We start from the raw sequence: 26132 nt of genomic DNA on the forward strand, positions 1-26132 counted from the left end.
GGCGCCGATGACGAACAATTACGGCAACTGGATGAGCATCTGCAGCAGGAGTACGGTTCCTGTTTTGAGACCATTGAGCTGGCAAAAGAGGGACAAACGAAAAAAATATAAAATTGCGTTACCCCGCCCCTGACGCATACACCCGATTCTTTTGAACCGGGTTTTCGTTGCAACCGCACTAGAATGAACGGGAATGAACGCACGACGGCAACAGAGGTTGAAAGACGTACAGCGGAATCAGCCGGGAGGTTGCCCAAGCTCCTGTATAAAATAAAAAAGTGAGAATGCATATGTGCATTCTCACTTGTGAATAGAAGTGATTTATGAATATATTTATATCAGAGGTAAAAGCGTACCCCCAATCCGCCGTCAACATCAAAATCGGTTTCCGGGGCAAGATTGAATATTGGAGCTACCTCCAGGAAGAGTCCGACAGGAGAATTGTCAAACAGGTAATTGAGACCTATCGGAATACGGGCGCCTATGACGGCATCATCATCCGCTAAAATGAGGCGCCCGCCAATGCCGTAATAAAACGGAAGCGTACCGGATTCAATTTCACTGAAAAGATCATAGTTATGCCATAAATAGTCGGCGTGGATATTTACCGCATCATACCGGCCTAATGACCAGGCCAGTCCCACATCGAAAGCATTATTGCCCCCGGTCCACGATTTAAGGCTGAGTCCCGTAGGTTCTCCTACCATAAAACCGATGCCAACCCCCTCGCCGGCCTGCTGGGCCTGGGAAATGGTTGTCAGTGATATGCTCAAAAAAGCGGTTAAGAATACCGATATCAGTATCTTTTTCATAGAAGTATGGTTAATTATAATTAAATGCGTAAGAATTTGTTGTATGTAGTTGTCATATTTTATGACTCTTATAGCAAAAAGTTCCAAATTGCAACAAGGAACTAAATAGGGATAAATAACGCTGCCGTATGCATAGGATACACAGATATAAAGAATAAATAAATATAAAGATATTATAAAATGACTGATACCTATTATAAGCCCGAAGATTTAAAAAAATTCGAAGATGTCGCCGATTTTGGCCCTGAATTAGCCGAAAAATTCTTTGAGTATTACGGAGCAGTGTTCGAAGAGGGGGCTCTGAGTGTACGGGAAAAGGCGCTGATTGCTTTGGCCGTATCTCATACGGTCCAATGTCCCTATTGTATTGATGCCTATACGACCGAAAGCCTGGAGAAGGGAGCCAGTGAAGAACAGATGATGGAAGCCGTTCACGTGGCCTCCGCCATACGAGGCGGATCCTCGCTGGTGCATGGTGTGCAGATGATGAACAAGACGAAGGATCTGAGTATGTAATTTCAGTATGTGAGCGGGGAGCAAAAAGTAAAAAGTAGAAAGTATTAAGGTGTAGGACCCAGGTTAAATCCGAGCTTGAAGCTAAGGTTAAGGTTGAGAAATATGTAACCTTAAATATTTGTGACAATGATATCGAAAATAAAGACTCGAACGTTGGCAGTTTAACCGCGTAAGGGGGGATGCCTTTAGACGGAGAAGATCCCCAATAACCATTAACCAAATTTAATTCTTGACACGGAGGTTCGGAAACCGCAGCCTCTGACAACTGACAACCTCTATGATCAAATCCCTGAAGACGCAGAGCCACAAACTTTCCGACCCGGCCTATCAGCTGCAGGTGTTGAATAACTATTCGGAATCGCTGCGGGATCTGCCCAGATTTCGGGACAAATTAGAAGAAGCCGACCTGTTTCCCCTTAGGCCGACCGGGATTGAGATCATCCAAATGAACGTCGGATACATGTGCAATATGACCTGCAAGCACTGCCACGTGGATGCGGGTCCGGATCGCAGGGAGGTGATGGAGAAGGAAACGTTCCGGCAGTGTCTCGAGGCGCTCAGGGACTCTGAAGCGACGACCGTGGACCTCACGGGCGGGGCCCCGGAGATGAATCCTCATTTCAAATGGTTTGTGGAGGAAGTCTCGGAGCTGGGCAAAGAGATTATTGTGCGTTCCAATTTAACGATTTTGACGACGGCCCCGAAGTACCGGGCATTGCCTGAATTTTTTGCGAAGCACGGGGTGGAAGTAACCTGTTCACTTCCGTTCTATAATAGATCACGGACGGATCGACAGCGGGGGGAAGGAACGTACGTAAGATCCATAGAAGCGCTTTTGAAGCTTAATGAGATCGGTTACGGTAAAGAAGGGACCGGGTTGAAGCTGAACCTGGTATATAATCCTACGGGAGCTTTTTTACCCGGAGAGCAGGAATCAATAGAACAAACGTTTAAACGCCAGTTGAACCGCAGGCACGGTATCGTTTTTAATAATTTATTCACTATTACAAATCTACCGATCAGCCGTTTTCTTAACTTTTTGCTGGAATCCGGCAATCTCGAAGATTATATGGACCGGCTGATTACCGCTTACAATCCCGCCGCGGCCCACGGCGTAATGTGCCGTAATACCATTTCGGTGGGTTGGGATGGCAGGCTCTATGATTGTGATTTCAACCAGATGCTCGAAATGCCGGTAGAGGAGGGTGCTCCCCGGCATATCAGCGAGTGGAATGAGTTGAAGCTCAATAATCGAACGATACATATCAACCAGCACTGCTTTGGCTGCACCGCCGGTGCCGGCAGCAGCTGTGGCGGGACGACAACGTGAACGGTATGGGAACAAGGATAACAGGAGATGTGACAGGTAGCTCCTGATTCCCTGTGGCCTTATTATCAATACGAGAGTACTTTGAAATCGCAAAAATGTAAAGATTGAACAAACACAACGTTTTGCAAAGGACTCTTTGGGTAAATTGCATTCAATGTTGAAAAGATAAGGAAACGAGATTTGTGGCAGATTCTGTAACGGGACCAACCCTTCTTATTTTTATTAAAAACCCGGTAAGGGGTAGGGTGAAAACACGACTGGCGGAAACAGCAGGCGACGATAAAGCGCTGGAGGTCTATCAAAAGCTGCTTCAGATAACCAAATCGGTGACCGACCGGCTGGAGGTGCACCGGGAAGTATGGTACTCCCGCTTCATCGAACAGGATGATATATGGTCGGGGGGACGGTACGAAAAGAAACGACAGCGTGGCAAAGATTTGGGGGGACGTATGAAAGCCGCTTTTCGGGAGGCCTTTGCGCGTGGTTCCGGGAGGGTGGTTATCATCGGGAGCGACTGCCCCGGGCTGCGTCCCCCCATTCTGCGGCAGGCATTTCAGCTGCTGCGTGATCACAAGGTCGTTGTGGGTCCCGCTAAAGACGGCGGCTACTACCTGCTGGGGATGGCAGAGTTTTACCCGGCGCTTTTTGACCGGAAAAGGTGGAGCACACCAGCTGTATGTGAACAGACCATTCAACAGCTCAACAAGATGAATGTTTCTTACCGGTTATTGCCCGAGCTTAATGATATTGATACCCAGCAGGATCTGGAGCAATCACAACACTTGTCCATGCAATGAATATCAGCGTTATTATTCCCACTTATAACGAGGCGGGTGTTATTGGCGAGACGATCCGGAAAGCCCGGGGCTACGGCGGGGATGCCATATCTGAAATAATCGTTGTGGATGGCGGGAGCGGCGATGCAACCCGTAAAGAAGCCCGGCGGGCCGGTGCGACGACGATAGAATCGCCTCGAAAAGGTCGGGCTGCACAGATGAACACAGGCGCCGGGCATGCCCGGGGTAATCTGTTGTACTTCCTGCATGCCGACAGTCACCCGCCCCCCCGTTATGCCACTAAAATCCTGCAGGCGGTCGAAGAGGGAAGTGATGCCGGTTGTTTTCGATTGTCCTTTGATGATCGTCACTGGCTGCTGAGGTTTTATGCCTGGTTTACCCGTTTCGATATTGACTTGTTCCGGTTCGGCGATCAGAGTCTTTTCATGACTCGCACAGCTTTTTCCGAGATCGGAGGTTTTCGGGAAGACCATATCGTGATGGAAGACCAGGAGATTGTCCGCCGCGTTAAGCGTTCCTATTCCTTTGAGGTCCTGGACGATACCGTCACGACCTCCGCCCGAAAATATCAAAATGCAGGTATTATAAAGCTTCAACTGGTATTTGGGTTAATATTAAGCCTGTACTACCTGGGGGTGGAACAGGAGCAGCTGGTATCAGTCTACCATCGATGTATACCGGGAAAGTGATATCCAGCTGCTTTTTTTATTTCAACAACCGGCAATACTTAATGTTTTCGTAATGTTGTATTGGTTATATTTGCGTCTCAAGAGGCCAAGACTTATTAGTACGATATATTATACCGTATCAACCCTATAATAAACGAAGATACCTATCGATTATGAAACGTTACTTATTACTATTAGCCGCGTTATTGCTACCGGCTGTTATGTTTGCCCAGGGAACCACTTCCGGTTCCATAGAGGGAACGGTGGTCGATGATTCGGGCGAACCCCTGCCGGGTGCAAATATTGTAGCTATCCACCAGCCAACCGGAACGCGATACGGCACTTCAAGCCGGGCAAACGGCCGTTATACGCTCAATAGCGTACGGGTAGGCGGGCCATATGAAATACAGGTTACCTTCGTAGGCTTTAATGCAAACGTGAAAGAAATTGCTGAAGTTGAGCTTGACGAGACAGTAGAAGTAAACTTCATCCTGGAAGAAGGGAAGCTTACACTCGATGAAATTTCGATTGTTGCGCAGGCAGATCAAACTTTTAACCCAAACCGTACAGGAGCACGTACGAACATAAGTCAGGAAGATATAGATCGAACTCCAACCCTGTCACGTTCGCTGGGTGATTTTACACGCTTGTCTCCTCAAACAACCGGAAGCGGCAGTTTTGGCGGTGCAAATGACCGATACAATAATATTTTAGTTGATGGAGCGACATTAAACGATGTGTTTGGCCTGGGTGAGGGTACGCCGGGAAGCGGGGCAGGCGTTGCTTCTCCAATCAGTATTGATGCTATTGAACAATTTAATATTGAGACATCTCCTTTCGAAGTAACGAATAACGGTTTTACGGGGGGACAGATAAACGCGATTACTAAAAGCGGTACGAATCAATTTACCGGCTCTGCCTATTATCAGTTGAGAAACGAGTCATTTATCGGAAACTACCGGTATGATGATGGAGGTTCTTCAGGAGATTACCCGGAATTTGACGAACAGTTTTTTGGGCTCAATATAGGCGGCCCTGTTATTAAGGATGAACTTTTCTTTTTTATCAGTGGAGAGTTCAAAAGGGAATCGAGTCCATTAACGGCAGGTGTTGATGGAAGTGGTGCTCCTGTTCAATTTCCCTATGGATCCGAGACTTTTGAAGAAATTGCCGGTATTGCAGAGAGTTATGGTTATAACCCCGGTGATTACGGCCATCCTTTAAATCAGGACCAGGACAACAACAAACTTCTTGCTAAACTGAATTGGAATATTAATGATGTCCATAAACTAATGTTCCGATATAATTATGTTGATGCCATTGATGAGGAGGGCGTAGGTCGGGGACAGTCCAGCTATCGCTTTTCGCGGGGGGGGTATGATTTTAACAGTACCCAGAATTCGTTTGTTACCGAGTTAAACAGTAATTTCAGCAATGAGCTTTCCAATACGTTTCGGGCTGTATATACGCGAATAAGAGATTCCCGGGATTTAACTTCGGAACCTTTTCCCGAGGTTGAAATCAGCATGCCCGATGGTTCTGGTGGTTTTGCAAGTGTATTCCTTGGAACCGAGCGTTTTTCGCAGGCGAATAGCCTCGATCAGGATTTGATCGAGATTACCAATAACCTGTCATATGCAACCGGGGATCATGAATTTACCTTCGGTACAAGCAACCAAATTTTTACGTTTAATAATCTTTTTGTTCAGGATGATTTCGGCTCTTATACGTTCTGGAGTATAGAGGACTTCCGGGATGGAAATCCGGCGGAATATCGCTATAGCTATCTGCAGGAAGGGGGCAACAGAACTGCTGAATTTTCAGGCATTCAGCTTGGTTTCTATGCCGAGGACAAATGGCAGGCTACCAATCATTTGAATGTTACCATAGGTTTACGTGCCGATATCCCTATTCTGCCGGAAGAGCCTACCCGTAATCCCCAGGTCGAGGAATCTTTTCCGGGCTACTCTACGACCCGGATAGCCAGTGGTAATGTACTTTGGGCTCCAAGATTTGGTTTTAACTGGGATTTGAGTCAGGGAGATCGCACCACGCAAGTCCGGGGCGGAGTAGGAGTATTCACCGGAAACCCGCCTTTTGTATGGATTTCCAACCAGTATAGCAATACCGGTGCCGACTATGGGCGTATAAATCTGACCGGATTTCCTGACGTGGAATTCTCACCAGATCCGAATGATCAGCCACTGGGAGATCTTACAACGACAGAAGTCAACTTGCTTGCCGAAGATTTTAAATACCCGCAGTCACTTAAATATAATCTTGCGCTGGACCAGGATCTTCCATTCGGAATTGTTGGAACCGTAGAGGGAATATATACTGATATGCTAAATGAGGTCGTGTTCAAAAATATCAATCTTGAACCTGTGGATATAACGCCCCATGGAAGGCCTGTATATGGGGATATCGTGTTTAGTGAACAGTATGGCAACACCAGCGGATTTCCAAATAGGGTGGATAGTGATAATTTTACGGATGCCATCTTATTGGATAATACGAACCGGGGCTACCAGTTCAGCATAACCGGGCAACTCGAAAAAGAGTTCGATACCGGAGTCAGGGCAAGTTTGGCATACACCTACAATCGAGCCGAAACGGTTAATAACGGTTCATCCAGCCGGGCGATATCAAATTGGCAGTATAATGAAAACTTTGATGTAAATGATCCTGAAATGGGTCCCGCCGACTATGAACGCAGGCATAGGATTTTAGGTCAGGTTGCCTATCAATTTAGTTACGCGGGACGTTTTGCCACGACGCTATCGCTTATCTATGACGGACGTTCGGGAGCGCCGTTTAGCTGGATCTATAATGGGGATGCCAATGGAGATAGTCGGTTTGATAATGATCTGATTTATGTTCCTGCTGAAGAAGATGAAGTGGTCATGCACAGTGATAATTGGAGTGAATTTGATGAGTGGATTGAAAATAATGAATCCCTCGATGATTACAGGGGTGGTGCCGTAGGACGTGGTACCGCACGTGAACCGTGGAGCAGCTTTCTGGATCTCCGGATTAACCAGAATATTCGAACCGTAAGCGGACAATCTTTAGAAATTACAGCCAGCGTATTTAATGTTCTGAACCTGTTGAATGAGGAGTGGGGAATTCAGGAATCGGTTGACGGCTTTAATAACTATCAGGCGGTTACTATCAGAGGTTATGAAGAGGATACCGGGCGGCCTATTTTAGACTTTGATCCTGAAAACGTGTCTGATGACGAGCTTTATGAGGTTAATGATTTTAGCTCGCGCTGGAAGTTACAATTCGGGTTGAAATACAATTTCTAAGTGAAGTTATAACAGAACAGTAGCATTCAAAAGGACAGCCGAACCGGCTGCCCTTTTTCCCTCAAGGGAAAAATGCCGGTATGATGCATAAAGTGAAAACAGCGGTTTGTTATCTTTTGGGATTCATTATGGCTGTGGGAATTACCAGCTGTGATAAACGGCAGGAAGCGGATCTGCAGCCCGATAAACTGCTCCTTATCTCCTTCGACGGTTTTCGGTACGATTACCTGGAAAAGGCGGAAACGCCTCATTTCGACAGCCTGGCCGCAGGGGGCGTCAGGGCGGAGGGGCTCATTCCCGTTTTTCCGAGCAAGACGTTTCCCAATCACTATGCCATCGCGACGGGGCTGTATCCGGAGAACTCCGGTTTCGTCGGCAATACGATGTATGACCCCGACTGGGAGGAGTGGTACCGTATCCGCGACCGGGAAGCGGTGGAAGACAGCAAGTGGTACGGGGGGGAACCGATCTGGAATACCCTTGAAAAACAGGGCATTCGAACCGGCACCATGTTCTGGGTGGGATCGGAAGCGAATATCCAGAAGATGCATCCCACATACTGGAAGAAGTTTGACGATGCCATGTCCTTTAAGGCGCGCGTGGATACGGTCGTCAAATGGCTAAGCTATCCCGGCAGCCGGGCCATCCGTTTTGGCACCCTTTATTTTGAACACGTTGATGCAATGGGCCATCGCTACGGCATGGATTCGGATTCGGTAAAAGCGGCCATCGAGGAATCAGACCGGATACTGGGATACCTGAAGAATCAGCTTCGCCGGCGGAATCTCTGGAAGCAGATGAACCTGTTGATGGTTTCGGACCACGGCATGGTTGATCTTGCCGCGGATAAAGTCATCGAGCTTGACCAGATTATAACGATGGATGACGCCGAGCGTATCATTTGGGGCCCGCTGACATTGATACAGCCGAAGGAGGGGAAAAAGGCGGCTGTCTACGAAGCGTTAAAGGCTCACGAAAAACACTACCGTGTCTACAAAAAAGAGGAAATACCCCAACAGTACCACCTTAAGAACCACCGGCGTGTTCCGGAAATTGTGATGGTAGCGGAACTGGGGTACACTGTCCTGGATTCGGAATACAAACAGCCCTTTTTACAATCACTGCCGCGGGCCACCCACGGTTACGATCCGTTCGAAAAGGCGATGCAATCCTTTTTTATCGCCTTCGGTCCCGCTTTTAAAAAGGATACGACCGTTCAGGCTTTTCAAAGCATTCATCTCTATGAATTGATGAATCACCTGATGGGCACTACGCCGGCCGATAATGACGGATCGCTGGACAGCGTGCGGGTGTTGCTGAAATAGATCAATAGACGAGCATGGTAACAGGGAGAATACCGTGAAGATTTACATTTGAAAACTTGGTCCCGGGGGCCTTACAAGTCCCTTATTACCTGTAATTGGGGAAGCCGGTTACCGGAAAATTATCCATATAAAACGTTGCATCTATCCGCAGAAGCCGGGATATTTAGTCCAACTCGAAACAGAAAAGAACACCCAAGTCTGATGGCATATGTTGTAACCGAACCATGTATCAACTGCAAGTACACCAATTGTGCTGCCGTCTGCCCGGTTGATGCATTTATGGAAGGGCCCAACTTTTTGACGATAGACCCGCTGGCCTGTATCGATTGCGATGCATGTGTGGCCGAGTGCCCGGTGGAAGCCATTTATCCCGATGATGAAGTTCCCATGGAGTGGGAGCACTACATCGAGCTTAACGATCGGCTGGCTGAAAAGTGGCAGGGCAGAATTATCAATCAAACCAAAGAAGAGTTGCCCGAGGCCGATAAGTGGGCAGAAGTGGACGACAAGTTTGAATACCTGCAGGAAGACTGGGATGAGTAATAGTAGCTGTCAGTTAACGGTTATTTATTCCTGGAGAAGGATCAAATTTCCATCCCGATCAGAGAGCCATACAAAATAAGCAGTAAGTAACAAGCAACCGTAAGATATGGACCGTTCTGATGCTACTACCCGGCATAAATTGTCGCTTAGGGGAGAATTGGTGGATTTCTCCTCTCCCAAAATAATGGGTGTCCTGAATGCCACGCCCGATTCCTTTTCCGACGGGGGGACCTTCAATGAAGCCGAAGTGGCGCTCGACCGCATAGCGGCCATGATTTCCGAGGGTGCGGATATCATCGATATCGGGGGCGAATCCACCCGCCCGGGGGCGGAGCCGGTCACAGAGCAGGAAGAGCTTGGCCGCGTCATCCCGATTATGGAACAAGCTATTCCGGCTCATTCCGGGACTCTTTTCTCCATTGATACCACGAAAACCAAAGTTGCAGAAGAGGCGCTAAAGCGGGGGGCTCACCTGGTGAATGATGTCAGCGGACTCAAAGAACCGCGCCTGGTGGATTTGTGTGTGGAATATAATGCCGCCTACATCCTGATGCATACCCAGGGGGATCCCCAAACCATGCAGCAGGATCCCACGTATGACGAGGTTGTGAACGACTTGTTCCTGTTTTTCAGGGAGAAAATAGCCGTCGCCAGGGAAAGGGGGTTGCAAAATATCATCATCGATCCGGGCATCGGCTTTGGAAAAACGCTGCGTCACAACATAGATCTCCTCTCCGGATTGGAAGCCTTTAAAACGCTCGGCCATCCTCTCATGGTTGGAGTTTCCCGCAAGAGTATGATCGGGGAATTGCTGGGCGGACGTCCCGTCGACGACCGCCTGACCGGTACGGTCGTCACGCACTATCACGCGCTGATAAACGGAGCTGATATCATTCGCGTACATGATGTCAAAGAAGCTTACGATTCGGTCCTGGTTTACAAGGCTCTGACGTCCGGTTAGCAGCCATGCGCGAATGTAGCAGAATCTGACGTACACCGTTCTGACTCTCCTCATGATCCTCACATTCCGACAGAGACCGGGGCTCCGGGACAAGGTGTGGAATTGGGAATTAGGAATTAGGGATTGGAAGTTGGGAGTTGGGAATCCGGTGTCCTGGATCCTGGATATGAGCTCCCGGGGATTGTGGAGCGTGAACAAACCTGATACACGTAATTAATTATATATGAGGTATTATAGGGGGGCTGCCGGCTGGCCCGCTTTTTTGCGGGCGGACGGCTATGAATAGTCATCCGTAGAATGGGTCGAGTAGGATCCCCCCTGAAACCGTTAAGGTTTTATATAGCCACCCGCTGCAGACAGGAATAATTAGGGAGCGGGTACAAAGTTTCTTAAAATTATAGTTATATTTATTAAAAGAATATTCAGTTAAAAGAGGTACCCCCTTGATACCCATTGGATTCTTAGAATTCGGACTTAAGGATTTTATTGAAGTTTTTATCATCACCATGGTACTGTTCTACCTCTACCGGTGGATTCGGGGGACCTTTGCTATCCAGGCCGCGGTGGGACTTGTTTTTATTATAATCATTAATGCGGCGGTCAGTGCACTGGGACTGAGTACCATCAATTTTATACTGCGCGGCATTCTGGATGTCGGGGTCCTGGCGGTGTTTATTATCTTCCAGCCCGAAATCCGAAAGCTTCTGTACCGGTTGGGACAGAATACCAATCTCGATCGTTTTTTTGTGCGATCAAATCCCGATACGGTAATTGACGAAGTCGTTGATGCGGTACGCAATATGTCTCGTTCCCAAACCGGGGCCCTTATCGTGTTTGCCCGCTCCTCTTCCCTGCAGGATTTGGTGGATGTCGGTATAAAACTGGATGCCCGCGTGAATAGTGAACTGCTGCAGACAATCTTTAAAAAGTCGACCCCCCTGCACGACGGTGCCGTCGTGATCCGAAATAATCGCATTGTCGCCGCCAGCTGTTATCTTCCCATATCGCAAAACCAAAATATATCATCGGTGTTTGGCACCCGTCACCGTGCCGCCGTGGGTATTACCGAGACGAACAACGTATTTGTCGTGGTGGTATCGGAAGAGACGGGGCGTATTTCAATTGCACAGAATGGATCGCTGACCAGCGGACTTACGATCCAGAAGTTAAGGAGCGAGATGCAGGAAGCACTGGGCGACCAAAACATAGATAAGGATAACGTCGCCTTCTCTTCGGCCAAGTCGGAGCTGAATATAAATTAATCGGCTCCGTATCCCCCCTCAAACTTGTGTTCCATCCCCCCCGCAAATCTGACAGGATCTCTTTGACGGGCAGTATAAAAGAAGGTTTGCAGTGATTTTCATGTGTTTTTTGGCGTGCTCCGAGTGGAGAAATATAATTGTTTACAAATGCACATTCCTGTGTTCCTCGAAAGGACGCAGAGGGGGGAGAAGAACGACCCGATAGGTGAGTGTCTTATTTTGCGTTTTACTTCATCTTAAAATGTTATTTCATCACCGGCGTCTGGATTCTTTAACACCTCCCTCGCGCGTTCTTTCCCCCTTTCATATCGTTTTTGCAATATTTCTTCCCCAAAATCAAGTGAGTCGCCCAGAATCTGAGTGGGAGCTACAATCGTAGCGTTAATATGCTTATAGGGTGTGTTATCGGGTTTTTTGAGGGTGATACCCTGCCGGTTGGCCTGACCGACAAGCCGGTTTATTTGCACGAATCGCTGGATATCCTCAATAAAAATCTCATCCAGCATTACGTCTATAGCGCGTTGGCCGATTTGCAGGATGTCGTCCACTTCGGCTTCCTCCTGTCGGCCGTCAAGCGGCTTTGTGGGGATAACGACAATTTCATCGGGATTATAGGGCAATACCTGGGCAATAGGGGAAATATGTCGGATTCCCCCGTCTACCAGCGTCTGGTCATAAAAATCCACGGGGTCGAACTGGAACGGGATGGCAGAAGAAGCCAGAATACGCAGGATATCATCCTCATCGATCCGGTGTCCCTCCCGGCGGATAGTTGCGTTTACATAATGGCCGCTTTCAAGGGGCACGAAGCCAAAGTGAAAAGGAATGTGTATCTCTTTGCCAAAAAGGTGGTTGGAGAGCAGTCGTTTCAGGGGGGTCAGGTTATTGAGCCCCCGCGGGGGATCTGCGATTCCTATTTTGTACAACACGAACTGTTGGATAACCTCTCCGAGCGAACGACTGCGCAGGATGTCTTCTTTTCTAATCGTCCTCCAGAGTTGTTGAAGCTCTGTAAACTGGCGGGTGGCTATCATCGCGCCGTTCAGTGCGCCCACGCTTACCCCGCTTACCATATCAAATTCATATCCCTGTTTGCAAAAAACATCAAGAACTCCGACCTGAAACGCTCCCCTGGCACCTCCGCCCGAGAGCACCACCGCTATTTTACTGTTTTGTTTAGTCATTTGGGAAGATTTAACCTTTAAAATAGGCATCCAGTAATTTTTGAGCAGCCCGAAAGGAGCTTATCTTTCCTTCCAGCACTTGCTGTTCAATGGCAGGTTGCCGTTGTGTAACTGCGGGATGCTGGAAAAAGTGTTCAGTGAGATGCGTTTCTATCGTATCGTACATCCAGTGCCTGGCCTGCCGGTTGCGCTTTCTCTCAAAGTAGCCGTTTCCCCGGGTCAGTTTGATATACGCACGGATAAGCTCCCATATATCGTCTATGCCTTCCCCGGTTTCTGCCGAGCAGGTTACGACTTTCGGTTGCCAGCCCGATGCTGCCTCCGGATACAGGTGAAACGCATTTTTGTATTCCCTCACGGCTTGCTGCACTGCTTTTTCCGCGGCCTCGTCGATTTTGTTAATTGCTATGGCATCGGCCATCTCCATAATTCCCCGCTTGATTCCCTGCAGCTCATCACCGGCTCCGGCCAGCATCAGCAGGAGGAAAAAATCCACCATCGAATGGACGGCCGTTTCGGACTGTCCCACGCCGACCGTCTCAATAAAGATGGTATCGTAGCCGGCCGCCTCGCAAAGGTAGATGGTCTCGCGTGTTTTGCGGGCAACGCCTCCCAGGGATCCCCGGGTGGGAGAGGGACGAATATAGGCCCGGTCGCTGTTGGCCAGCGTTTCCATACGGGTTTTGTCGCCGAGGATACTCCCTTTGCTGCGGCTGCTGCTCGGATCTATCGCCAGCACCGCCAGTCGATGTCCCTTGTCAATGATACGATTGCCAAGGGTTTCAATAAAAGTGCTTTTACCCACGCCCGGTACGCCCGTAATACCGATACGAATACTGTCACCGCTGCCGGGCAGGCACTGCTCTATGATATCCTGCGCCAGTGCGCGATGCTCGGGTTTAGTGCTCTCAATGAGGGTGATTGCGCGGCTTAGTACAGCGGTGTTGCCGTTTTGGATGCCTTTGACGTACTCGTCAGCGGAGAGCAGTTCCCGCCTCCGGTTAAATTGTGTTCTGCTGTTCGGATTGATGGAGCTCTTCCGGTTCGTACTATTGTTGGCCGGCACGGAGGAGTCGTTATTTTGGTCTGATTGTGACACGGGACACATCTGTTCAAATTATATTAAACGTTATATTAGAAGTCTTTGCAAAACCACTCTTTTGTCCAATGTCAGCGTTATCGGTCGGTTGAAATCTTCGCATATGAGATATATGCTTCGATTCCAACCTTCCTCTGGTCATGACCTTTCCCGATGCCTCGGGACTGGTTTTTCAAAGGCTTCTATTACAATTTTCCCCTTTCCATTAAAATCTCCAGAATCTGCCGGGCGGCTGTGGAAAGGACGGTACCGGGACCAAAAATACCGACTACGCCCTTCTCATAAAGGAACTTATAATCCTGCTGCGGGATGACGCCCCCCACAACGACCATGATGTCGCTGCGTCCCCGTTTTTCAAGCTCATCCAATACCTGAGGCACAAGTGTTTTGTGTCCCCCCGCCAGGCTGGATACTCCCAGAATATGCACATCATTTTCAACCGCCTGCCGCGCCGCCTCCTCCGGGGTCTGAAAGAGCGGACCGATATCCACATCAAAGCCTAAATCGGCAAAGCTGGTTGAAATGACCTTGGCACCCCGGTCGTGGCCGTCCTGCCCCATTTTGGCAATCATGATACGGGGACGCCGTCCTTCCAGCTCGGCAAAACGGTCCGCCAGCTGCTGTGTCTTTTTAAAATTTTCATCGTTATCTATCTCCGAAGAGTACACGCCGGATATTGATCTTATGGTTGCTTTGTAACGTCCGAACACCTTTTCCATCGCATCGGAAATCTCTCCCAGGGAAGCGCGCTTCCGGGCAGCCTTTACCGCCGCATCGAGAAGGTTGCCGTCGCCGGATTCCGCTACGTTCGCAATGCGGCGCAATGCGGATTGCACTTCCTCTTCATTGCGCTCGTCGCGCAATTGTTTAAGGCGTTTGAGCTGGGTGTTTCGGACTTTTGCATTGTCTACCTCAAGAATATCAATCGGTTCTTCTTTGTCAAGGGTATATTTGTTTACCCCCACGATGGTATCTTTGCCGGAGTCGATGCGCGCCTGCTTCCTGGCGGAGGCTTCTTCAATCCGCATTTTGGGGAGGCCGGTTTCAATCGCTTTGGCCATGCCGCCCAGCTCTTCCACTTCCTCGATGAGCTCCCAGGCACGCCGCGCGATGCGATCCGTCAGGTATTCCACATAATAGGAACCGGCCCAGGGATCGACGGACTTCGTGATTCCTGTTTCTTCCTGGAGATAAATCTGGGTGTTGCGGGCTATGCGGGCCGTAAAATCCGTGGGCAGCGCGATAGCCTCATCCAGCGCATTGGTGTGCAGCGACTGGGTGTGTCCCAGGGCGGCAGCCATGGCTTCGATGGTCGTTCGTGCCACATTATTGTAGGGGTCCTGCTCGGTAAGGCTCCACCCGGAGGTCTGGCAGTGGGTGCGCAGGGACATAGACTTGGGATTTTGCGGGTCAAACTGCTTGACCAGCTTGGCCCAGAGCATGCGCCCGGCGCGCATTTTGGCGATTTCCATAAAGTGGTTCATTCCGATCCCCCAGAAGAAGGAGACACGGGGGGCAAACTCGTCAACATCCAATCCCGCTTCCAGCCCCGTACGCAGATATTCGAGTCCGTTCGCAAGCGTATAGGCCAGCTCCAGGTCGCAGGTGGCACCGGCCTCCTGCATGTGATAGCCCGAGACCGAAATAGAGTTAAACTTGGGCATATGCTCGGAGGTGTACTCAAAGATATCCCCGATAATCCTCATGGACGGCTTGGGGGGATAGATATAGGTGTTGCGCACCATAAATTCTTTGAGGATATCGTTTTGGATTGTCCCGCTGAGCTGTTCCCTGGCGATCCCCTGTTCTTCGGCCGTAACGATGTAAAAGGCCATAATGGGGATGACCGCACCGTTCATCGTCATGGAAACCGACATCTGATCCAGCGGAATCTGGTCGAACAATACCTTCATATCGAGTATGGAATCAATCGCAACGCCCGCTTTTCCCACGTCGCCGGCCACGCGCGGATGATCGGAGTCGTAGCCACGATGCGTCGCCAGGTCAAAGGCCACGGAAAGTCCTTTTTGTCCCTGCGCCAGGTTTCGCCGGTAAAAAGCGTTGGATTCCTCGGCGGTTGAGAATCCGGCGTACTGGCGGATGGTCCAGGGACGAACGGCATACATCGTTGCATAGGGACCGCGAAGGAAAGGTGGAATGCCGGCCGCATAGCCGAGATGTTCCAGCTCCCCGATATCCGAAGCGTCAAACCGGGACTTTACCGGAATCTGTTCCGGGGTTTCCCATACCTCGCCGTTGTTCTGGGTATCGGGAAAAGAGTCTGGCGTAAATTCTATGTCAGAAAAATCCGGTCTCATATTAATTCACTGAAAAATAAAAATGGATTATCTGTTTTTGACTTTTCATTTACACACTGTTAATTATGCCGAGTTTTTGCTGGACCTCCTTCAGCGTCTCCAGCACGTTACTCTCCGAATGGATGAAAAGGTCAACGCCTGCCTTCCGGTAGGCTTCCACGTCTTCTTCCGGGTAGCCGGCTACCGCGAGCAGGCGGGGATGATCGCCCTCCCCAAGCTGCTTGCAGAGGGCCGGCACCAGCTTCCTGTACTCTTTATTGGAGCTGCATAACACGGCAATGTCCGGTTGATCGCGGCCAATCGCTTTTGCCGCTTTCGAAATAGTGTCGAAAGCGATCGGATCGTTAATATCGTAACCTGCACAGCCGAAGAAGTTTTTGCTGAAGGACGAGCGCGCCTTGCGCATCTTCGGATCCCCGACCGGCAGGTTGAGTACTTTGGGTGTGGTCGGATGATTTTCCGTCGCCCGCCGCAGCTCTTCGAACGCCCGGGCGCCGCGGTAGGGTCGCAATAGCGCAACATTTTTGTCCGAACCGGAAAGCAGCAGTGAGGCCACATCGCCCAGGGTTGCTCCCCGCTCCAAAAAGGCAGCAAGGTGGTCAACGGTACGGGATTCACCGGGGGGCCAGTTTTGATCGGATTGCTCCAGTGTAAAAGAGGGCGCTGATTGGGAGAGTTCGTCCGCCTGCTCCTCATCCGGATTGGGATACTGGTTGGTTCCCACAAAAATCCGTTTCCGGCGGGCAACAGCCCGGTCTCTTTCGTGTTGCGATGAGGCGACCGACGACTGCACAAATTCACTATCGATGGCCTTGTGCATGCCGCCCCGTTGTTCTATTTCCTGAAACAGCTGCCAGGACTTGCGGCCCATTTCCTGACTCAGCTTCTCAATATAATAGGAGCCGGCGGCGGGGTCCCGTACCTTTCCAAGGTAAGCTTCCTCTCGCATGATGATTTGCGCATTACGGGCCATGCGCTGGGAGAAATGACCCGGCTCCCGGAAGGGTTCGTCGAAAGGGTGGACGGTCAGGGCGTCGCATCCGGCCAGGACGGCGGACATCCCTTCTGTGGTTGCCCGCAGCAGGTTGGCATGGGGTTCGTAGACCGTCTTGTTCCACCGGGAAGTTTCGGCATGGATATAGGCGGGAGAAGTCTCCGGGTCGCCGTCAAACGCCCCGATCAGATTACTCCAGAGCAGCCGCAGGGCCCGGATCTTGGCTATTTCTAAAAAGTAAGAGGATCCTGTGGCAACATTGAAATGGATCATCCCGGCTATTTCATCCGGGGAATAGCCGTTTTCGGTAAGCATGACCAGGTATTCCGTAGCTACCCCCAGCGCAAAGCCGAGTTCCTGGATGATCGTTGCGCCGCTGTTGTGATAGATTCGTGCATCTATGGCCAGGGGACGCACACCCGGCATATGCTCGTGACAAAAGGAAGCCAGCGGGAAAATCCGGTCCCGGATTTCCGGGTGGGAGAGGAGGGAGCCCCGCAACAGTCCGCCCGCAAAGGGGTCAAACATGAGGGAGCCCCGGAGATCTTGGTACGAAGACCCGGGAGCGGAGTCTTTTTGCCGTAACCTGAGCATGCTCAGAAAGGCCGGGGAAAGCAGGCCCGTATCAAAGTGAATGGACGTCCGGTCAAGCGGGATTTCTTCAAACAGCCGCATAAAATCAGATGCTGTTTGCAGGGGTATCCCATAACCGGAGAAGACTTCATCGCTGTGGGCGGACCTCAGTTTTGATGTGATGAACAGGGCCTCGGATCCTCCCCGGAGTGCTTCCCGCATACTCCTGTTCGCCTCTTTAATGGTGGGGGAGGCTATTGGCGAGCGTATCTCCCACCGGCGGTCGGCACTGTTTGGTCTCGGGATGGACTGAGTCCGTTTTTCCAGGTCCTCTCGCCGGTAAAAAGGCAGGGGATCAATACCTTCACCGGTATGCCAGCGAAGCTTCTCGCGATAATCAGCTCCGTTGAGATCCGTTTTTATCTTTTCCTCCCACTCCCGGGTCGAAACAGGGGGAAACTCATCGAAGAGGTCGGGATGGTCTGTTGAATCGGTTGCCATAACATTTTGGTTGCTTTGAGAAGTGTTCAAAATAATGAGCTTATGGTTACTTTACTAATGAATTGAGAAAAGGGTTGGCCCGTGTGTTTCTCAAACCGGCTGGCTGATGTACAGCTAAGACTGGTGCTGAGCCAAGACGGGTGTGCAGCTAAGAAAGGGGTCTGTATGCTGGGCCGCCCTTCGTATGCTCTTTGGTTCCCTGTGCTGCATTAACACGCAATGCCTCTGTTCATTGTACCGGGGGACCCGCACACCTTTAGGTTTTGAGCTTCTGGGCGCGCCTGCCAACTGTAGCGTGCCCGGCACTCACGTACCTTTTGCTCCTGGCTTTGCTCATAAACAGGTTTCCGGGGGGGACTGGCGGAGGGAAATAGAATCCAACATTTTAATAGGGAATGCCTATATTTATCTTCCAAATCCGAATCGTCTGAATATCAGGAAAAAGTCTTATGGAACAAGCCATGGAAAGCGTACCCGCATTAACACAGCTTACGGAAGATGAAAAGATGCTTCGGGATGCTACAAAAGAGTTTGCAGAAAGCCAGATTAAGCCCAGGACGCGGGCGATGGATGAGGCCGCTGAATTGGATCCGGAGCTGGTACGGCAGTTTTTTGATATGGGACTGATGGGTATTGAAATTCCCGAAAAATACCGCGGCGGGGGTGGGACATTTTTCATGTCTGTAGTCGCAATAGAGCAAATTTCCCGGGTTGATGCTTCCGTCGGTGTATTTATGGATGTGCAAAACACGCTTGTTAACAACGCTTTCCTGAACTGGGCCAGCGATGATGTAAAGGAGCGGTATCTTCCCCAGCTGGCTAATGACAGGGTGGGAGCCTATTGCCTTTCGGAGGCGGACTCGGGCAGTGATGCTTTTGCTCTTAAAACGACCGCCAAAGAAAAAGGGGATGATTATATACTCAACGGATCGAAATTGTGGATTACCAATGCCAAAGAAGCCGATATCTTCCTGGTTTTTGCAAACACAAATCCCGATGCGGGCTATAAAGGAATCACCGCTTTTATCGTAGAACGTGATTTTGAAGGATTTTCAGTATCCAAAAAGGAAGATAAACTGGGAATCCGGGCCAGCTCTACTTGTGAAATTTTGCTTGAGGAATGCCATGTTCCGAAGGAAAATATATTGGGAGAAGTCGGCAACGGCTATAAAGTGGCGATTGAGACCCTGAATGAAGGACGGATTGGGATCGGGGCCCAGATGGTGGGCATCGCCCAGGGAGCACTGGATGCGGCACTGGGGTACACCCAGGAGCGAAAGCAGTTCAATAAAAAGATTTCGGATTTCCAGGGTGTTCGTTTCCAGCTGGCCAGGATGGCAACTGATATCGAGACGGCCCGACTGCTGGTCTATAACTCGGCAAGACTCAAAGAGAATGGCGAACGGTTTTTAAAAGAAGCCGCTATGGCGAAATATCACGCTTCCGATGTGGCGGAAAATGTGAGTTCGATGGCTGTTGATCTCTTCGGGGGATATGGCTACGTAAAGGAGTATCCCGTCGAAAAATATTACCGGGATGCCAAAATAGGGAAAATATACGAAGGCACCTCCAATATGCAGCTCAACACTATTTCGAAACTGCTGTTGAAATAGCGGGAAGGATGTACTGCCTGAGCTCCGGCATCCCGGTTGTTTCACAAGTCGGTTTACGTTTTTTCAGAGCGGTTTAAAATCAAAATGTTTGTATATGAGTAGCCTTTGAAAAACCAGGGGTTACGTTCCATACCAACCCCTGATCGATTTCGAAACCACAGTGTATTGAGTATGCATGAAGATTTGGAAATCGCGAAAATGCAGAGATCGGGCAAAACAACGGTTTTGTAAAGGTTTGTATATGAGTAGTTTTTTTTGAAGGAAAAAAAGTCCCGGATAAAAAATGCTCATTCATTTGGAATGATTTGCTTTCACATCTGTGTTCCCTATAAACAATACGGTACAACTGTATAGCAAAATACAGGTAACCACTTGATACGTATTTATTACAAATAAACATGTAGAACTGCTACAAACTTGATTAAAGCACTCTGCGTTATCGTTTGCTTCAGGCAAAACCCAGGGTTGCCCCCCTGTATTAACAGCGAAATCGGTCTGTGTGCCCTATTATAATTCAAAATATATACTCAATGGTTGTGTATGCTTGTAGATTGCCACGCGCTTTTGTATGGTTCGACTTGTTCGCGACCAATGCTCCCGGTGAAAGATTCGGGCTAACCTTTTTAAACTCAAATATTACTTAGCATATGTTACCGGACGACCTAAATAAGCTGAAGAACCTTTGTAAGAACGAACAATCCTTTCAGGAGCTAAAAAAAATCGTAACGACCTTGACAGATAAAATAAAAGAGACGGAGCGCCGTCTTTCTCTCCTGGAATCGGCTACCGGGGAGGGGTACGAGTCCATTATGATTACCGAGCTTAACCTGGAGGAACCGGGTCCTCGGATTGTCTATGTCAATGATGGGTTTTGTGAAATGACAGGCTATGCGAAGGAAGAGGTGATCGGCAAGACGCCCCGTCTTCTGCAAGGGCCCAAGACCGATCGGGAAGTGTTGGAACGACTCAGAGAGCGCTTGTCGAATGGGCGCTGTTTTTTCGGTCATACGGTCAATTACCGCAAGGACGGCAGCGAATTTATCAACCAGTGGGATATCCACCCGCTTACCGACGAGCAGGGCAATCCTACCCACTGGGTATCGTATCAGCATGATATTTCAAAGCGAAAAAATGCTGAAAAGCAGTTTGTGGATACGCAAATCGAGTTTGATGAGCTCCGGGAGCAAACCCACTGCACCATGATCGATGTGGATGCGGAAGGTAATATTATTTCTGCCAATAATGCCTTTCTCTCACTGACGGGCTATGAGAATGAGGAGCTGAAACAACGTAAAGTGTGGGAAATATTTCCCAACAAGTTCAAGGATTCGCTGAAAGAACGCTTCGACGAATCGGAGGAAGGCACGCATTTAAACGGGAAGGAGTTTAAGAGCATTATTACCCATAAATCCGGTATCCCGATCCAGGTGAAAGGAGTATCGCGTCTGCTGGCTCTTAAGGACAAACAGGTTATACGGGCAGAGATTCAGAATATTTCATTTCAGAAAAAGGTCATGGGTACCCTGCAGAAACACCGGCGCACCTTTGGCAGGAACATGAATCCGGAATCAAGATAAAAAGGGATGCACCTTTATCAGGCGGACACCTGCTCCAAGTGTCCAGGATGGATGGAGAATACCGTTCGTCCATTGGTGAGAAAGATAGATGAGTATCCGCCTGCCCCTTATATTCTTCCCATTTATTTGTATCTTGCAGCTATTAAAAGAAATGTTTCTTCATCGAACTATTATGGCCGACATCGAAGACATACAGCAGAAAATCATAGATGAGTTTAATGCACTCAGTGACTGGACTGAGCGATATAAGCATATCATAAAGCAGGGTCGGGAACTCTCCCCGCTGGATGAAAAGCATAAAGTGGATGAAAACCTGGTAAGAGGCTGCCAGTCTCAGGTATGGCTGCATACCCGGCTTGAGAATGGAAAAGTTATTTTTGAAGCCGACAGCGACGCAGCAATCACCAAGGGATTGGTGGCGCTGATGGTGCGTTTCTATTCCAACCAGACGCCCGACGATATTATATCCACGAACCCCACCTTTATAAAAAAAATCGGCATGCAGGAGCATCTTTCCCCGACCCGTTCCAATGGTCTGGCATCGATGGTTAAACAAATGAAAATATACGCCATGGCCTATAAAACCAAAATGGCTGAAGAGCCGACGGATGCGTAAACCGCAATTGGAATTCGGAAAGCAAATATCCGTTTATAAAAAAAGCACCATTGATAGAATGGTGCTTTTATATTATGAATTACCACCTGCCTGTCAAACAGGTATCACCTCTTGTGCCTGAAGACCTTTTTCTCCTTCTGCAACAGTGAATTCGACTTCCTGGCCTTCCTCTAATTTTTTATAGCCTTCCATCTCTATTTCACTGTAGTGAACGAAGATATCTTCGCCTTCTTCTCGAGTAATGAACCCATAACCTTTGCCGTTATGGAACCACTTTACCGTACCTACTTCGCGTTCTGCCATTGTTAATTCTCCAAAAATTTTTACTTCTTGTGCTACTTTAATGTCCAAAACCCGCCTGCTAACGCAGTATTGAGGCGTTGAACACCTAAGTATAGTATATTTTTTTTGGATTACCTACCGTATTTTAATATGAATGCATTTTTTAGGTTTTTATCACCCTTACATCCCAGATTCTCTTCTGCGAAAAGAGGTTGAGCTGCTCACTTTCCAATTTGTTTAGTTCGCCTGACGATAAAAACTCTTCCCTTTGTTCCTGCTTGATATGGCTTGGTAGCTCGCCGATAAACCGGGACGGTTTTATGAGCAGTTGCTCGCCATAACAAGTGCAATAACACGGATTCGTCCGGAAATATATGAGATGCCTGTTGGTTATTTAACTCAAAAACTCTTTTGTTATAGGGACAGAAACGAGTTAGGGCCATACCAACATGTATTAAAATCAGCAGAAATTGAATAGGATAACGGCATATCCGGGGACAACAATGGTACTTTGCTTTTTGCTCTGTTTACCATCGCTGTTACCTGCTCAGGAGTTTCCCGGACGCAAGCAGATTGAAGCCTATCAGCTTGAGTCCGGGGAGGAAGTTATATTTGACGGTAAAATAGAAGAAAACTTTTGGGATACTATTAAACCAGCTACCGGTTTTCGCCAACGAGAGCCGAATGAAGGAGTTATAGCATCCGAACGCACGGAAGTTCGAATTGCCTATGACGAAGAATATCTTTACCTGGGGGTAATGCTTTATGACAGTGATCCGTCTGGTATAAAGGCTAACCAGAAACGACGTGATGTGCGCATTGTTGCTGACGAGCGTTTTACCTGGATATTCGACACCTTTAATGATCAGCGGAGTGCTTATTTTATGGAAATCAATCCCAACGGACTTCGGACCGACGGACTTATCAGCACGGGACAGGGGAATAGTATCAATCTCAACTGGGATGGGATCTGGGATGCCCGTACTATCATCAGTGAGTTCGGATGGTCGGCCGAGATCAAAATTCCGTTCAGAACACTGAACTTCGATATTGAAAGTGATCGCTGGGGGATTAATTTTATGAGGGTCATCCGCAGAAAAAGCGAGACGGCGCTATGGTCGGGCTACCGCCGGAACCAGGGGATCGATCGTCCGCAGGATGCCGGCCTGCTTACCGGCCTTACCGGGATGTCGCAGGGACTGGGTCTTGAGGTGGTACCTTTCGGGGTGTTGAACGGTTCCGAGCAGCGACTTGACGCAGGCGATGATACCCAGGCCAAAATTGACGGGGGACTTGATATCAATTACAGTATTACTCCCAGTCTTAAGGCATCGCTGACTTTCAATACTGATTTTGCTGAGGCAGAGGTTGACCAAAGGCAGGTAAATTTAACTCGTTTTCCCCTGCAGTTTCCCGAACAACGGGATTTTTTCCTGGAGGGAGCCAATATCTACGAATTTGCACCCGCAAGTGGAGTAAACCCCTATTTCAGCCGGAGGATTGGCTTGCGTGACGGGGCGCCGGTTCCGATTACCTATGGGACTCGCCTGCTGGGGAATACCGGGGATTATAACCTGGCGCTGCTGCACGTGCGCACCGGAGAAAAGGATGATGTGCGGCCCGAAAATTTTTCGGTAGCCCGGGTTAAACGAAATTTAGGTTCTGAAAGTACGGCCGGATTAATCTACACGCGTCGATCTGCACGCGATGCCATAGATGATAGGCCCAGCCTTCAGGAGCGGTATACGCTGGGAGGAGATCTGGACCTGGGCACCTCTCGTTTCATGGGACGCAATAACCTGCAGTTTCAGGCTTTCTTTGTATTTCATAATTCGCCTTTCGCATCAGATGACACCACTGATACTGATGTATGGGACCGTTCTTCACGGGGATTTCGCCTTAATTTCCCCAATCAGCCCTGGTCCGCGCATGTTTCCTACCGTGAGTTCGGCAAGGCATTCGATCCCGCCTTGGGATTTACGCCCCGCAACGCATTTCGCCGCCTGCAGCCGACGATTGATTACACCCCGCAATTCTCCGACAGCGAGATCATCCGTCAGGTGGGATGGGGTATTCGGTTTGAGCATTTGACCGATCTCGATTTCGATTTGCTGACTCAATACCTGACCTTTACGCTGTTCGACATAGAGTTGGTGAGCGATGATCAGCTGTCATTCAGTGTCACCAGAAATTATGAGCGTCTCGAGCAGCCTTTTGACATCAAAAGAGACGGTTCTGTTATTTTGCCGGTTGATGAGTATGTGAACTGGTTGGCCAGTGTTGAAATGGAGACTGCCTCGTATCGGAAAATATCCCTTGAGGCAAGTTTCGAAGGAGGCGGTTTTTGGTCCGGCAGCCGGATAGAATACGGGGCGGAGGTTACCGTACGACCATTCCCCGGCATTGAACTGTCACCCGAATATATCCGGACGGATGTGAACGTTGAGGAAAAGTTTTCAACCGATCTGGTCCGATTTGAAGCTAATCTTGATTTCACTACCTCCCTGTTTTTGACTACGAATATTCAATTTGATAATCTCAGTGATTTGCTGGCGATAAACAACCGGCTGCGATGGATAATCACGCCGGGTTCTGACCTGTATGTGGTCTACAAGCATAACTGGATAGACAGAGGCGTCGGTCTTCGAACGTCGCAACGTTCCGGTGCTTTAAAAGTAAGCTACACGCACCGGTTTTGAACTCATGATACCCGCTTTATAAAAATTCAGCTGCGTGACAACATGCCCATGGATGTATACTAACCCGCTGAAAAACGATTTGGCGTAACTTCTGCTGCTCTCCAATGGGAAGACCGTAACCACTCGAATGCAGCTTGCTTTATGAAAAATTGTCTTTTTCCTTTTTTCATGTTATATATCAAGTAACCGGTTAAATAGATACGTCTTTAATAATTTTTTGCAGATGGATTTTATATTTGCAAAGATAAGACGGTAAATTATTTTAAAATGAGTGCAATTTTTTAGGCCGTTTTGAAAACTGGAAAATTGTTCATGGAATCCAGCCGGCCGTAATCCTAAAGGAAAGACCGAAGGATTGGGTGAATTCAACACATATGATGACTAATAAACCGATTCAACCGGTCTTCAGTCGCAAATAACAGAAGATGCAACCGGTAGCTGGAAATTCGGCAGGGACGGATGTATAATTTCACTGAAGAACAGCCGTAACCTTTGACTTAATGAAATAAATAATTTGAGGTAGCTTTACATATCTCACTAATTAAAAAAATAAGGGTAAGTTTATGACACGGAAAAAGATAACACGCAAGGATTTTCTAAAGAGTACGACAGGTGCCTTTGCCGGCGGTATGCTGGCCCGGCCGATAGGGGCGTTTGAGGGAGCCCGCAGGAAAGCGCAGACCCGGAAAATCGCCCTGGTGGGCACCGGCATCCGGGGGATTACCTTCTGGGGTCGGACGGTGCAGGAGCGCTACGGGGATATTACGGAATTTGTGGGGCTTTGCGACATCAACCCGGGCCGGCTGGAGTACGGCAAAGAGTATATCGGGGCCGACTGCCCGACCTTCACCGATTTTGACGAGATGATGGACACCACCGATCCGGACATGCTGATTGTGACCACCGTGGATGCGACCCATCACCAGTTTATTATCGAGGGACTCAACCGCGGTCTTGACGTGCTGACGGAGAAGCCGATGACCACCGATGAGCACAAGTGCCAGGCGATCCTGGACGCCGAGGAGGACTCCCAGGGAGAACTGATTGTGGGCTTCAACTACCGCTACAGCCCCCACCACACCAAGCTGAAAGAGATGCTGACCAACCGGCGCGTGGGGAAAATCACGTCGGTGGACTTCCACTGGTACCTGAAC

General features: G+C 49.1%; 20 protein-coding genes. 14 read left to right on the forward strand and 6 right to left on the reverse strand.

Annotation, left to right across the window (positions count from 1 at the left end; genetic code table 11):
• Nucleotides 1-338: 338 nt before the first annotated feature.
• Entirely contained in the window at nt 339-812 is a 474-nt protein-coding gene (locus ACESLU_RS02625; protein ID WP_372634719.1) for a hypothetical protein, read from the reverse strand.
• Between the two features lie 180 nt (nt 813-992).
• Between ACESLU_RS02625 and ACESLU_RS02630 the strand changes: the two genes are divergently transcribed.
• The 9 genes from ACESLU_RS02630 (at nt 993) to cdaA (ending at nt 11522) form a co-directional block, all read left to right on the forward strand.
• Nucleotides 993-1328, forward strand: coding sequence for an arsenosugar biosynthesis-associated peroxidase-like protein (locus ACESLU_RS02630; protein ID WP_372634722.1), 336 nt, complete (start codon nt 993-995; stop codon nt 1326-1328).
• A 280-nt stretch (nt 1329-1608) separates the two neighbouring features.
• Nucleotides 1609-2658 (forward strand): arsenosugar biosynthesis radical SAM (seleno)protein ArsS, encoded by a 1050-nt coding sequence (gene arsS / locus ACESLU_RS02635; RefSeq protein WP_372634767.1) that lies wholly within the window; start codon nt 1609-1611, stop codon nt 2656-2658.
• 182 nt (nt 2659-2840) lie between these two features.
• The gene (locus ACESLU_RS02640; protein WP_372634725.1) at nt 2841-3455 is read left to right on the forward strand and encodes a TIGR04282 family arsenosugar biosynthesis glycosyltransferase; all 615 of its coding nucleotides are present in this window, start codon (nt 2841-2843) and stop codon (nt 3453-3455) included.
• Nucleotides 3452-4144, forward strand: a complete 693-nt coding sequence (locus tag ACESLU_RS02645) for a TIGR04283 family arsenosugar biosynthesis glycosyltransferase (protein ID WP_372634727.1) — start codon at nt 3452-3454, stop codon at nt 4142-4144. Before ACESLU_RS02640 ends, ACESLU_RS02645 begins: the two co-directional genes overlap by 4 nt.
• Before the next feature lie 152 nt (nt 4145-4296).
• Nucleotides 4297-7431, forward strand: coding sequence for a carboxypeptidase regulatory-like domain-containing protein (locus ACESLU_RS02650; RefSeq protein ID WP_372634729.1), 3135 nt, complete (start codon nt 4297-4299; stop codon nt 7429-7431).
• Nucleotides 7432-7511: 80 nt separating this feature from the next.
• Nucleotides 7512-8756, forward strand: a complete 1245-nt coding sequence (locus tag ACESLU_RS02655) for an ectonucleotide pyrophosphatase/phosphodiesterase (RefSeq protein ID WP_372634732.1) — start codon at nt 7512-7514, stop codon at nt 8754-8756.
• 201 nt (nt 8757-8957) lie between these two features.
• Nucleotides 8958-9299, forward strand: a complete 342-nt coding sequence (locus ACESLU_RS02660; RefSeq protein ID WP_073067356.1) for a DUF3470 domain-containing protein — start codon at nt 8958-8960, stop codon at nt 9297-9299.
• Between the two features lie 106 nt (nt 9300-9405).
• Entirely contained in the window at nt 9406-10260 is an 855-nt protein-coding gene (gene folP, locus ACESLU_RS02665) for a dihydropteroate synthase (protein ID WP_372634736.1), read from the forward strand.
• 443 nt (nt 10261-10703) lie between these two features.
• Nucleotides 10704-11522 carry a diadenylate cyclase CdaA gene (cdaA, locus tag ACESLU_RS02670; protein WP_372634739.1) on the forward strand — a complete coding sequence of 273 codons (819 nt, stop codon included), beginning with the start codon at nt 10704-10706 and terminating at the stop codon, nt 11520-11522.
• 236 nt (nt 11523-11758) lie between these two features.
• On the opposite strand, the gene ACESLU_RS02675 is transcribed toward cdaA, so the two are convergent.
• The 4 genes from ACESLU_RS02675 to ACESLU_RS02690 all read right to left on the reverse strand — a co-directional run bounded on the left by ACESLU_RS02675 (nt 11759) and on the right by ACESLU_RS02690 (nt 18191).
• Nucleotides 11759-12706, reverse strand: coding sequence for a patatin-like phospholipase family protein (locus ACESLU_RS02675; protein WP_372634741.1), 948 nt, complete (start codon nt 12704-12706; stop codon nt 11759-11761).
• Nucleotides 12707-12716: 10 nt separating this feature from the next.
• Nucleotides 12717-13805, reverse strand: a complete 1089-nt coding sequence (gene meaB, locus ACESLU_RS02680) for a methylmalonyl Co-A mutase-associated GTPase MeaB (protein ID WP_372634744.1) — start codon at nt 13803-13805, stop codon at nt 12717-12719.
• 185 nt (nt 13806-13990) lie between these two features.
• Nucleotides 13991-16123, reverse strand: a complete 2133-nt coding sequence (gene scpA / locus ACESLU_RS02685) for a methylmalonyl-CoA mutase (protein ID WP_372634747.1) — start codon at nt 16121-16123, stop codon at nt 13991-13993.
• 49 nt (nt 16124-16172) lie between these two features.
• On the reverse strand, nt 16173-18191 hold the full coding sequence (locus ACESLU_RS02690) for a methylmalonyl-CoA mutase family protein (RefSeq protein ID WP_372634750.1): 2019 nt from the start codon (nt 18189-18191) through the stop codon (nt 16173-16175).
• Between the two features lie 449 nt (nt 18192-18640).
• Here ACESLU_RS02690 and ACESLU_RS02695 point away from each other — a divergent pair, with 449 nt between their 5' ends.
• From ACESLU_RS02695 to ACESLU_RS02705, 3 genes are all read left to right on the forward strand, one after another.
• Nucleotides 18641-19804: an acyl-CoA dehydrogenase gene (locus ACESLU_RS02695; protein ID WP_372634753.1), complete on the forward strand. Its 1164-nt coding sequence runs from the start codon at nt 18641-18643 to the stop codon at nt 19802-19804.
• 731 nt (nt 19805-20535) lie between these two features.
• Nucleotides 20536-21381: a PAS domain-containing protein gene (locus ACESLU_RS02700; RefSeq protein ID WP_372634755.1), complete on the forward strand. Its 846-nt coding sequence runs from the start codon at nt 20536-20538 to the stop codon at nt 21379-21381.
• 172 nt (nt 21382-21553) lie between these two features.
• On the forward strand, nt 21554-21997 hold the full coding sequence (locus ACESLU_RS02705; RefSeq protein ID WP_372634758.1) for a SufE family protein: 444 nt from the start codon (nt 21554-21556) through the stop codon (nt 21995-21997).
• Nucleotides 21998-22090: 93 nt separating this feature from the next.
• Here the strand turns inward: ACESLU_RS02705 and ACESLU_RS02710 are convergent, their stop codons facing one another.
• Nucleotides 22091-22300 carry a cold-shock protein gene (locus ACESLU_RS02710; protein WP_073059899.1) on the reverse strand — a complete coding sequence of 70 codons (210 nt, stop codon included), beginning with the start codon at nt 22298-22300 and terminating at the stop codon, nt 22091-22093.
• A gap of 497 nt (nt 22301-22797) precedes the next feature.
• On the opposite strand from ACESLU_RS02710, the gene ACESLU_RS02715 reads away from it, so the two are divergent.
• The gene (locus ACESLU_RS02715) at nt 22798-24978 is read left to right on the forward strand and encodes a DUF5916 domain-containing protein (RefSeq protein WP_372634761.1); all 2181 of its coding nucleotides are present in this window, start codon (nt 22798-22800) and stop codon (nt 24976-24978) included.
• Nucleotides 24979-25541: 563 nt separating this feature from the next.
• Nucleotides 25542-26132: Gfo/Idh/MocA family protein (locus tag ACESLU_RS02720; protein WP_372634763.1), on the forward strand; the 591-nt coding region annotated here is incomplete at its 3' end.

The sequence above is a fragment of the Fodinibius sp. genome (genome assembly GCF_041642155.1).
In the GTDB taxonomy this organism is placed as follows: domain Bacteria; phylum Bacteroidota; class Rhodothermia; order Balneolales; family Balneolaceae; genus Fodinibius.